This window comes from uncultured Candidatus Kuenenia sp. (assembly GCF_900696675.1).
GTDB lineage: Bacteria > Planctomycetota > Brocadiia > Brocadiales > Brocadiaceae > Kuenenia > Kuenenia stuttgartiensis_A.
This window is the reverse complement of record NZ_CAADGZ010000119.1, coordinates 1-10,749: the sequence shown is the minus strand read 5'-3', so window position 1 is coordinate 10,749 and position 10,749 is coordinate 1. Positions and strand designations below refer to the sequence as shown.

Below are 10,749 nucleotides of genomic sequence, written 5' to 3'. Positions count from 1 at the left end.
ACTCGAACGTATTCATCGCTGTTTACGTCCTCCCGTGAGGCTTTCTGCCTCTTTCGCTACCGCCCGAACGGTCAATTGGCGGGTTGGATTTGCACCAACTGATATATATACGCTTCTTGGCGTACCAGATAAACACAGATATATTTTCCCTCGAATTACCAAATACCCTGCGTTTAATTTCCGGTTTACTGCCAAAATTAAGCAAAAGCCCAACCTCCGTATCATTTGCTTTTAAATAATTTAAAATGGTTATTGAGTTTAATCAGTAAAATTCTAACTCAATAACTGTTTATTATTTGATTTGCCAAATCTACAATAATAAATTTAAGTAATTATTGTTAACTGTCTATCCGAATTATTAGTTTTAGGTTTTGGTTTTTTATTTTGATCGGAATTTGTAGAAGACGTTTTTCCAGAATCTTTTGGTAATTTATTTGGAACAAATCCTTTTTTTTCTACCATAATACTCTTGCCTTTTTGCATCATTGGAGGAACATACCCACCTAATCCTTCCAACTCCTGCATCACATTTGCATCATAACGTTTATTCATAACGCGCTCCTTTAAAAGGTTTTTAGAAATAAAAAGAACTATAAGTATAACTGCTATAACGAAACAAACTACGGAAATAATATTCAATGTGATGGTTAAGATTGATGCTTTATTCGTTTTACTTAAAATTGATGTGTTATCTTGATTATAATATTCTTCGGCAAAGTTGAGTTGCTTATCTATCGCAACCCAGCTAGATAGAAATGATACAAGCGTTAAGATAATAGAAGCTATAAATAAACTCCATGAAGAAAATAAAAGATATAACCATGCAGCCTGTTTAATGGAAACTATATCTTTTAAAAAAGCAATTGATAATCCCAAACCACCACCAGAAAGAGTAAATATGGCCTTATCAAGCTGTTGGAAGGTAGTTTTTCGAGCATCTAAAAGGTGCATTTTATATTGATTATATTCTTCTTTTTTTTCTTTATCTGCAGCCTTAGCGTGGCTCATATTTAACGTTCCCAATACCCCCATCGGTGTTTTTTAATATTTAAAATCTATGTAATCCGCGTTCATCTGCGTCCAAAATTATTCTTTATTCAAAATAGATAAACTCATAATCCCCGGTATATCCAAACTCATTGAACAACCAAATCCACTCTTGCGGTTTGAAGAAGCTTTCACAGGTTAATGCCCAGCATTCGAGGTTAAACAACTCATCCTCATCCCTGTATCCTTCCACAACGATATACTTATTCTTCCCTACTCTTTCAATCTCCTTTATGGCTGTTTTAAATTCAAACACATGGAGATTGTGAAGGGTTGTAATTGAAATAACCAGGTCAAAGGCGTCATTCCCAAAAGGATAGACATCCTGAGCTTTATATTGAAACAATTTTTCCTTTATTTCCTCTTTAGCATTTTTAAGTCCATACTCAGAGATGTCGAAGCCTGCTATGCTGCAGTTTGGTAGAAGTTTTTTAAACTCATAAAGCAAAAACCCCTTTCCACAACCAACGTCAAGAATCTTTGCATTATCGGTAAGATTATATGTTTCTATGAGTTTTCTGGCAACGGCCTCCCACCTGCCATCATATTTGTAACCACCGTATCCATATCGCCTGTCACCGTCCCAGTATTCCTGTCCATATTTCTTGGCGATTTTCATACATTCGATTTTATTGTCCGTCATCCTTCCGATATAATCTCTCTTTGTCTTTTTATGCAGGGGTGTAACTATATTTAACAATCTTCCCATTTCTCCCTTTCACCTTTCTTACACAGTTGCTTTCTTTCGTATATACTCCGCTATTTTGGCCGCTGAAATTCCAAAATATTCTCGCATGCCATCCAAATCTTTGATTACATGAATAAATCCATCTGGTATTCCGAGCGTGAACAGCTCCCAACCCGGCTTTGTCTTCACATATTCCCTTGACAGCATGGAACCAATCCCGCTATTTATGAAATGCTCTTCTACCGTAATAACACATTTTAGATTCTGAAGCATAGAAAACAATTTTTCTGTATTTATCGGCATTACCATGGGAATTGAAATAAACTTTGGACGGATTCCATCCTTTTTCAATAGTTCTCTGGTTTTCAATACCTCTAAGCCAATAGATCCATGAAAAACAAGAGCAATATCTTCTCCGTCCTCAACAAGCTGAGGTTCGGTTATATCGAAATTTTCGGTTTTGTGTATATTAGGTTCACCTCTTTTGGCAAGTCTCACATATAGGGGTGATTCGCTGCTTAAAGAATATCTTGCTGCAAGTTTTGCCTCTATCGGATCTATAGGCGAAAAAACTTTCAAATTCGGGAGGGTTTGTGCTATCCCCAGATCTTCTACAGAATAATGGGTCATTCCCTGGGGAGAGTAAGTGATCCCACTTCCAATACCGACTAATGTGACTGGCAGCTCTTGATAGCAGATATCATTTCTCACCTGTTCATAGCAACGATACAGGACAAAAGGAATTATGTTGTATACATAGACCTTAAAACCTGTCATCGCGAGCCCTGCAGAAAAACTAATCATATTCTGCTCAGCAACACCAAGATTCAAGAACCTTTCGGCACGCTTCTCTTTGAATTCATCAAAGACGCCAAGACCAGCGTCTCCACTGATAATGAAAACGTCCTCTCTTGTTTTGCATGTGTCAATTATTGTGTCTATAAATGTATTTCTCATTTGCCCTTTTAGTCGCTTTCTGACTTGTTTTGGTCAAGGATATTCTTTATTTCATCTTCTGGTATAGTAAGACCGTCTTTAAATCCCATATCTTTAATGACTTCAAAAAGTTCCACTTTTGATAAAAAGTGATTCTCTAAAGATGCCTTCAAAATGGCTTGCATAGATATAATGTTTACTCCATTTCCTTTTGCTATTTCTTGGGCAACTTTATCATTTGTGACAAATGATAGTTTTCTACCCCGTGCTATAGAAATAGCTTCTGATTCCCCTTTACCAAGTTTTGTTCTTAAATTTGTATCCTCTCAAAAAAGCAGGGTAAAACCCGTTTTAAATTTATCGAAAGCCAGTATTTATGCGGGTTTTACTGTCTAACAAGCAGCATTTACCATGAAATTTTGAGAGGATACTTAAATTTGCATATAAACGCAAGTCTCCTTCTGTTGGCATAATAACAGTACTATCATTCAGAATTTGTAATGGAAATTTATATCCATATTCTAAAGGGGCAAGAAGTTCTTCTTTTATCATTGGAGTAATATAAATCGTTCCAAACAATTTCTTTATTAAATCCAGTCTGTTAATCTTCGCAAATGTACTCAAAATATCCGTATCAAAAATTGTCATTTATATATTTCTACTTTATTATAAATTTCACCTGTTTATCTAGTTCTTCTTTAGGAATTGGTGGAACCTCCATTACGAATCCCTTGTCTTTTAAAATTTTTTTGAATTCTTCTGTGCATACACCTGCAATTTCTGATGCTTTTGTCAGTGAAATCTCTGCCCTTCCATATAAAGTTGTGGCGATATCTATTCTCAAATGAGGTCTGTTTCTCAAAAGAGATCTACATGCGTCATCCATTAATTCTTCTTTATTTTTGTAATATCCCTTCTCCAATAAGATATTTATTTCTTTTTCGATTAGCTTCATTCGCCTTCCCTCAAAAATATCACTTAAAAGACTTATTCTAATTCTCGAAGCGCCTTATCTCTATATTCATCCGCAACAATATAATAGTGCCATATAAGTTGATCTTCCATGAAGGAAACGCCTTTACCTTTGGTAGTATGTGCAATAATTATTTTGGGTTTTCCATTTGTGGCTTCACATAAAGCGCCCTTGATAGCATCGAGGTCGTGGCCATTTGTTTCTATGGCATGCCACCCGAATGCCTCCCATTTCGATTTTATCGGCTCAAAACTGCATAATTCCCGTGCCCTTCCGTATCCCTGGAGATTGTTATAGTCCATGATAGCGGTAAAGTTATCTAATCCGAGTTTTGAACCAAACAGGGCGCCTTCCCAGATAGAACCTTCCTGTGATTCTCCATCACCTATTAAGGCGTATACCTTCCTGTCTTGTTTTTTCTTTTTAAATCCAAAGGCCATGCCAAGCCCCATGTTAAATCCATGCCCTAGTGAACCTGCCGATACTTCTACCCCTTTTGCAGTAAATCTATCGAGATGTGCCGGAAGCGTTCCTTCGTTTTGATAATATCCCTGCAAGAGTTTCTTATCCATTATTCCTCTTGTAGCTAGAGTGCTGTAAAGGGACATTGCAGCATGTGCCTTACTCAAAATGAAGATATCCCTTTTTTCCCATGGTTGCAAGTTTAGCACATCAAAATAGAGAACCGTTAATATGTCCACACAGGATAAAGAAGATCCTACATGAGGACTTTTTGATTTATGAGCCAGTTCAATAATTGTCTTTCTTATTTCTTTCGATATGTTTGATTTTTCCAATTCCATTCCACCTCTTTATTTACTGAGCATTTCTCTTAACGCCTCAACTACCTTGTCTATATTTATGCTATTCATGCAATTCAAATCCGTGATACATTTTGAACGATAGCAAGGCATGTATTCACATTCCTGTTTCGAATGAACAACTTTACCTTTTTCATAAAAATATATTTCCTGTGAATCCGTTGATCCAAAAAGCCCCAAAACTCTTTTCTTAAAAGTAATTGCCAAGTGAATTCCAAGACTATCGGTCGATATGATTAGTTTGCAGGAATTTATCCAATCCATATATTCGTACAAATCCTTCAGCCCCCGCTGCCACGACACGGTGTGACCTAAATCCAGAAGCCTTTTCTCAAGTTCTTTCCATCTTTCCATAGGCATAGCTTTCGTGGGCCACTTAGAGCCAACTTCGTAGTTTAGTCCAACGTCATACGTTTCCTCCGTCCTAGGTTTATATCCTATGATGTATTCTTGTCCCTTCCATTCTACACCGAGCATTTCAATCAAGACCTTTTGCCAGAAATCTTTTGTATTATTGGTTTTCTTTTTTCTCTCTATATAATCGATAAAACTTAAACCACTTTCATATGCGTGGTAACTTCCGGTAATACTGTCAAATCGAAAGCCATACCGTGTCCATCCGTCAATCATATCAGAAAGTGCTGCTACGCCTGATATCTTTTCGAGGTTTATGAGGATATCAAACTTCTCTCTCATCAACTGAAATGGTACAAAGGCATCCCACGTCAAAATCCTATCAATAAATTTGTTCCCATGTAATAACTGCTCTGCATTTTCAGAGACAAGCCATGTTATATGTGAATCCGGGTATTTTTCCTTCAATGCCCATAATATTGGCGTTGTCCTCAGTACATCTCCAAGGCTTGGAACCCGTCCTATCTCCGTATCCAAAGTCTCTGAAAATCCCAGCTTTATAATGAGAATTTTTACTATCATGAGCTGTTCCTAGAAATTAATTAACTGGTAAAATAATCCCGACTTGTAATTCCGGTAAGGATAATTATAGAACGATATATCAAATTATATGAGAAGTACGAAAGACAACATAGTTTTATCGTTTTTATGTTGTTATAACCGAGATTTTAGTTTTTATTTGCGCCCGTTACAGCCATCTCTTTACAAACACTATTCGTTGATTTACTACAAGCTTCCTCATAGAACTCAATTAAACGATTAATATGCCTTTTCATGGAAAGCTCTTCCCTTGCTCGTTTGACATTGGCTTTTAATTTTTCATAGTCGTATCTTTTTATTATTTCGGAAAGTGAATCGATTTCATTTTCACTTATCACAATACCAATTTCATGTTTTTTGACGAGCGATGCAATATAACCAAATTCTTTACTTACAATAACTGGCAGCCCTGCAGATAGATAAGTAAAAAATTTAGTTGGTATACAGGTATCGTAATGAAATACATTCAATTTTGTTTGATCTGTTAAATGTATCATCAAAACCGCAAAATCATATTTTGAGAACTCTTTTGTTGCTTTATCAAGTGGGATTCCATACTTAAAACTGAAATTAGGTATATTGGCAGTTAATTGAACATAATCAGAATATAATTTATTAATTTGAATTGGAGAAAAATGCGGAGAAAGGTACATATGGAAATGTAATCCCTGATTAATTAAACTTTTTGCAAGATCTATAAGTTGAGTTGATCCAAATATTTCCTTTGGTTTATCAGAAGGAGTAACAATACCACCATATACTAGGTAAGTCTTACCATCTCTTCGTGAATATTTCTCTTCTTCCTTGAAAAACTTGTCACATACGTATGTGGGAAATTCAAGTAATGGTACCTTTGTGTTGTAACGAAGACATAATTGTTCTCCAGCAACAAGGGTATTCATGGTGAGAACAATTCCATCTGCCTTTTTAAAAAGAAATTCCTCTGAATAACAATCTAGCTGCGTTTCTTTAGGTTTTTTCCGCAATTCATTAGGATTATCTGCCGATGGTTCAAAAGAAGGTGGGTCAACAAACCCAACAATTATGCCGGCATTATTAAGGCATTGTGCTACAACACCAAAAAAATAATAACAAGATGCCCCATGGACATGGACAATATAAGGTTTCGAAGCAAGCAATATATATGCAACTTCGTAATAAGAATTGTATACGTAAACTTCATCAAAATATTGCTTAAAAAAATCTACGAGCCAGGGATTTTCCACAAGTAAGATTGTCTCAAATTCCCCTGTCTTTCTCAAGTAGATACTCATTCCTACACTATTAAATGTTAAACCAACAACAAATATAACTTTTTTCTTATTTGAAGGAGTATTAATTTTACTAACAATATCTTTACTGAAAAGTGTTTTTAAATATTCTTTTACCCCCATTGCAAGGAATTTTCTTATTGATTGTCTTATCGTTTTTTTAAATCTGCGATATTTGCGGAACTCTATCTTTTCTAATAAGAGATTATATAATTGAGGATGTACTTTATCTACTTCTGATAACTTATCTTTAATTTCTTTTTCTCTATAAAAATTTTTAAACACGAAACATTGCTCCCTTTTCTAATGACAACACATCTTTCAAACCCATCTTACACTGTTTAAACGTACAACAAAAATAGATTTCCATATAGCACGATATCTTCGATTAACACAGATAAGCGCAGATAAAATTAGGTACATTTTGTTGAAAAATCAATGTGAATCAGCGTTTACCTGTCTGCATGCAACGCACAGGCAGATATGTGTCAAAACTGCACTTATGATTACAAACACACTGTGATATGTGCAAGATTTAGGTAGTTACTCTTAACTAGTCAAGCCTATAATTTTCTTATAAATTTGGCAGGATTTCCACCCCAAATTTCATTTGCAGGCACATCCGCAGAAACAAGGCTATAAGCCCCTATAACTGAGTTTTCTCCAATAGTTACACCTTTTAATATAACAGCTCCCCCTCCGATAAAGGCATTTTTTTTAATATGAATAGTGCCTGTTTTTATATTAACCCCCTTATCTAAGGCAGTTAATCTTATCGTGGGATCTAGTGAATGAAAATCGGTATCCCATATTTTGCACCCGCCTCCGATAGCCACATTATCCTCTATTACAATTTTTGTCGTACAATAAATCGTTGAATTTGAAATTCCTACATTATTTCCAATACTCAATTCAGCGTTTTTCGCGCATATTAGCCGAAGAACCGTATCTCCCCCAATAGGATTATATCTTTTTCCTGAATTTGCTTTAAAATTATCTCCCATTACGATCTTCCCTGAGTTTTCTATGAAGATATTTCCATAGATTTTATATTTTTTCCCTATTGTAATATCTTTCAAATAAAAACACAGACTGTTAACCAAGAAACTATAGTAATATAGCAGTCTCCTAAGTAAAAAAGAATTTATTTTATAAATATGTCTTAAGATAAAATTTAACTTATCCATTAACTCAAGATAATTTATGGATGGGTGGAGGTTGCATCTGAAATATTAAGTGGTTGTTTCTTCAAATGTGTTATTTTATTACTCAGTTTTTTTATTACTCAGTTTTTTTATTCCTCAGCCATTACCATTGCCTTGAATTCAAAACTTTTATCGAGCAACTCGTCATACGCCCCATAGTCAGCAACAGTACCATCTTTTATGAAATACAGCAGATTGCAATTTTTTATAGTACTTAAACGGTGTGCAATAATTATTGTTGTTTTTTCCCCACGTAAGTTTTTTACTGTTTGCATAATTTCCCATTCTGTTTCGTTATCCAGAGAGGCGGTACCTTCATCCATAATTAAAACTTCAGGATTACGATACAATGCCCTGGCAATACCTATGCGTTGCCGTTGGCCGCCAGAAAGACGAATGCCTCGCTCCCCTACAAAAGTACCCAGTTTGTCAGGTAGATTATTAACGAATTCCTTAAGTTGTGCAGAGTCAAGAACTGACCAGATTTGATTCTCATCGATTTGTTCATCAGACAAACCAAAAGCAATATTACGCCGAATGGTGTCATCGGAGAGATATATGCTCTGTGGAATGTAACCTATTCGGCGTTGCCAATCTGATAAACTATCTTTCATAATTTTACCATCAACCAATACCTCTCCCTGCGTTGGCATAAGCAGGCCGATAATCACATCCACAAGAGTAGTCTTGCCTGCCCCCGAAGGACCAACAAATCCGATAGAATAGTGCTTTGGAATTACGAGCGAAATACCGTTAAGAACTGCCTTCTCAGTATTGGGATATTGATAGGAAACGTTCTTAAGTTCTATTGCATTATCAAAGAAGGACTCTCCTGCGGGAAAGGAAACAGCAGGAGTTTTTGGTTTGTCCACTGTTTTTGCAATAACATCAGCAGGCGCCCTTTCAAATGAAGCAGGATGTTTATCGAAAGAGGTCAGTTCATTATAAACTATTTCAACCGAAGAACTGTTGTAGCGCATTACTGTGGCAGCTGCAAAGATGCGGTTCATAGATGGTATGATTCGAAAAGCGGCCATTGCAAATAATGACAATGTGGGTATGATCGATCCCAAATCTTTATTCTGAGCCATCATTAATAGCATTATCAGGAACATACTCAAAATGCATATCGTCTCCAGAAATGGGCGAGGGAGTTGATTAATCACATAGAGAAATCTTTCTGCATTAACATATCCCTTGCTGTTTTTATTATATTCATTGGCAAAGAATCCTTCCCTCCCCAGCACCTTGGTTTCCTTTATCCCGCCCAAACCCTGATTAACCCAGCGGGCCATCTGTTCGCCGAAATGATGCCTCATCTCACCGAGCTTCCCGATCTTTTTCCGAATTAACTTATAAAAAAAAATTGTAATAATACCCAACACGCCTACTGCAATTATAGACGGCAGTGGTTTTAATATAATGAGTAGGCTAAGGATGGACATAGTAGTTATTATTTCAATCACGAACATTATCGCATAAAGCAGAAAACCACTAAAAAGCGTAGAAACCGTAACGTTGATTTTATGCAGTAATTCTGCGGTATTCCTTTGCACATGAAAGGTATAGGGCTGATTAAGATAGAAAACAAATAAACGCTGGGCAAACAATATCTGTTTATTATAAATGAATCTTGATTGTGCATAAGCCAACAAAACCAGGAAGGCATTTTTGAATAAATAAAATGCAATCAATCCTATTACAGCCCAAATTAAGAATTCTTTCAAGGATCCCATACCCATGAAAACATAAAACCAATGCAAAATTCTATAAGAGTGGATGACTTCCGGATTTTTAAGTATCGAAATAAAGGGGTACATTAGACCCACCCCAAATGTCTCAAACAATGCGCTCACAAGTATTAAAATAAACAGGGCAAATATCTGTAGCTTTTCTCTACGGTTAAATAGATATAAAAATTTAGAAAAAATACTTTTCATTTATTTTACAGTTATCTTGTAATGGCTGATTCGTTAAACGGTTGTGTAGATAATTGATTTGTATTGACATTCAATGAGGTCGGGTTTTTAAAAGACAAAAACCAAACGGCATTCATTTTTACCCACCCCCCAACCCCTCCAAGAGGGGAATTTGATAAATCCCCTCTTGGAGGGGTTGGGGGGTGGGTTTGTTTATTGCTTAACTAAAAATATTGAAATTCCTAAACATTCAATTAGTTCAAACTGTTCAAGCGGGTAGTATTCATGGACTTCATCCCTCTCAGTTACATGGGTGTTATATATGTAACTTACAATATTTAATGACTTATGATCAATTTGTTTGCCGGTGGAATAGGATTACACATCCATATTTGGCATCACACTCATAAGTTATATAACTATAAACAACAAAGGAGAGGATTGTTTGAAATAATAAACGTTTATAATTTCAAACGTTCGGCATATTAAACATTTATTCAGGGATTGTCAATTGGAAAATTCATTAAATAGTTGAGGTCGGAGGGCGGAGGGCATAAGTCAGGAGTCAGAGGGCAGAGGGCAGAGGGCAGAGGGCAGAGACCAGAAGTCAGGGGTCAGGGGGCGGAGATCAGAAACGGCTTTGGATTATTGATCATACTCCCAAGCATTTTTCCAACTTCTAAGCAAATAGACGTCAGCTCCTTATGATGTTTGTCCGTAATGTAGTTGCAGTCTCGTGCAAAGTCTAACCATGTATCTGTTTCACTGTTTTCTCCGTCACAGTCTGTAAGTTTGCTTACAAAATGTGCAGGGTAACGCCTTTTTGCCCAAGCTTCCCTCAGGTTGGCACAGACTGATCTTGATGATCGGCGTATTTGATCTGCCCGCCCTGTTTAATAATAAAATATCGATTGTGCCTAATTTTCCTATATATT

11 protein-coding genes are annotated in these 10,749 nt (G+C 36.1%); all 11 read right to left on the bottom strand.

The genetic code is table 11. The annotated features are described in order from the left end of the window. Window positions 1-324: 324 nt before the first annotated feature. The 11 genes from QZT26_RS14145 to QZT26_RS14095 all read right to left on the bottom strand — a co-directional run bounded on the left by QZT26_RS14145 (window position 325) and on the right by QZT26_RS14095 (window position 9,715). Complete coding sequence (locus QZT26_RS14145) at window positions 325-1,008, bottom strand: hypothetical protein (RefSeq protein ID WP_295103041.1); 684 nt, start codon at window positions 1,006-1,008, stop codon at window positions 325-327. An 85-nt stretch (window positions 1,009-1,093) separates the two neighbouring features. Further along, window positions 1,094-1,756 (bottom strand): class I SAM-dependent methyltransferase, encoded by a 663-nt coding sequence (locus QZT26_RS14140; RefSeq protein ID WP_295103038.1) that lies wholly within the window; start codon window positions 1,754-1,756, stop codon window positions 1,094-1,096. 18 nt (window positions 1,757-1,774) lie between these two features. Next, entirely contained in the window at window positions 1,775-2,692 is a 918-nt protein-coding gene (locus QZT26_RS14135; RefSeq protein ID WP_295103035.1) for a transketolase C-terminal domain-containing protein, read from the bottom strand. An 8-nt stretch (window positions 2,693-2,700) separates the two neighbouring features. Then, window positions 2,701-2,856 carry a hypothetical protein gene (locus QZT26_RS14130; RefSeq protein WP_295103034.1) on the bottom strand — a complete coding sequence of 52 codons (156 nt, stop codon included), beginning with the start codon at window positions 2,854-2,856 and terminating at the stop codon, window positions 2,701-2,703. Window positions 2,857-3,028: 172 nt separating this feature from the next. Further along, window positions 3,029-3,319 carry a hypothetical protein gene (locus tag QZT26_RS14125; RefSeq protein ID WP_295103031.1) on the bottom strand — a complete coding sequence of 97 codons (291 nt, stop codon included), beginning with the start codon at window positions 3,317-3,319 and terminating at the stop codon, window positions 3,029-3,031. A 10-nt stretch (window positions 3,320-3,329) separates the two neighbouring features. After that, entirely contained in the window at window positions 3,330-3,626 is a 297-nt protein-coding gene (locus QZT26_RS14120; RefSeq protein ID WP_295103030.1) for a UPF0175 family protein, read from the bottom strand. Window positions 3,627-3,658: 32 nt separating this feature from the next. After that, window positions 3,659-4,447, bottom strand: a complete 789-nt coding sequence (locus tag QZT26_RS14115) for a transketolase (RefSeq protein ID WP_295103026.1) — start codon at window positions 4,445-4,447, stop codon at window positions 3,659-3,661. Between the two features lie 9 nt (window positions 4,448-4,456). After that, window positions 4,457-5,401, bottom strand: coding sequence for a glycosyltransferase family 9 protein (locus QZT26_RS14110; protein ID WP_295103024.1), 945 nt, complete (start codon window positions 5,399-5,401; stop codon window positions 4,457-4,459). A 146-nt stretch (window positions 5,402-5,547) separates the two neighbouring features. After that, window positions 5,548-6,975, bottom strand: a complete 1,428-nt coding sequence (locus QZT26_RS14105; RefSeq protein ID WP_295103021.1) for a hypothetical protein — start codon at window positions 6,973-6,975, stop codon at window positions 5,548-5,550. Window positions 6,976-7,253: 278 nt separating this feature from the next. Next, on the bottom strand, window positions 7,254-7,769 hold the full coding sequence (locus QZT26_RS14100) for an acyltransferase (protein WP_295103020.1): 516 nt from the start codon (window positions 7,767-7,769) through the stop codon (window positions 7,254-7,256). Window positions 7,770-7,984: 215 nt separating this feature from the next. Further along, window positions 7,985-9,715 carry an ABC transporter ATP-binding protein gene (locus QZT26_RS14095; protein WP_295103018.1) on the bottom strand — a complete coding sequence of 577 codons (1,731 nt, stop codon included), beginning with the start codon at window positions 9,713-9,715 and terminating at the stop codon, window positions 7,985-7,987. Window positions 9,716-10,749: the final 1,034 nt, after the last annotated feature.

Coding starts and splice junctions, on each gene's coding strand:
- QZT26_RS14145 (WP_295103041.1), bottom strand. CDS start 1,008: ATGAGCCACGCTAAGGCTGCAGATAAAGAAAAAAAAGAAGAATATAAT.
- QZT26_RS14140 (WP_295103038.1), bottom strand. CDS start 1,756: ATGGGAAGATTGTTAAATATAGTTACACCCCTGCATAAAAAGACAAAG.
- QZT26_RS14135 (WP_295103035.1), bottom strand. CDS start 2,692: ATGAGAAATACATTTATAGACACAATAATTGACACATGCAAAACAAGA.
- QZT26_RS14130 (WP_295103034.1), bottom strand. CDS start 2,856: ATGCAAGCCATTTTGAAGGCATCTTTAGAGAATCACTTTTTATCAAAA.
- QZT26_RS14125 (WP_295103031.1), bottom strand. CDS start 3,319: ATGACAATTTTTGATACGGATATTTTGAGTACATTTGCGAAGATTAAC.
- QZT26_RS14120 (WP_295103030.1), bottom strand. CDS start 3,626: ATGAAGCTAATCGAAAAAGAAATAAATATCTTATTGGAGAAGGGATAT.
- QZT26_RS14115 (WP_295103026.1), bottom strand. CDS start 4,447: ATGGAATTGGAAAAATCAAACATATCGAAAGAAATAAGAAAGACAATT.
- QZT26_RS14110 (WP_295103024.1), bottom strand. CDS start 5,401: ATGATAGTAAAAATTCTCATTATAAAGCTGGGATTTTCAGAGACTTTG.
- QZT26_RS14095 (WP_295103018.1), bottom strand. CDS start 9,715: ATGTACCCCTTTATTTCGATACTTAAAAATCCGGAAGTCATCCACTCT.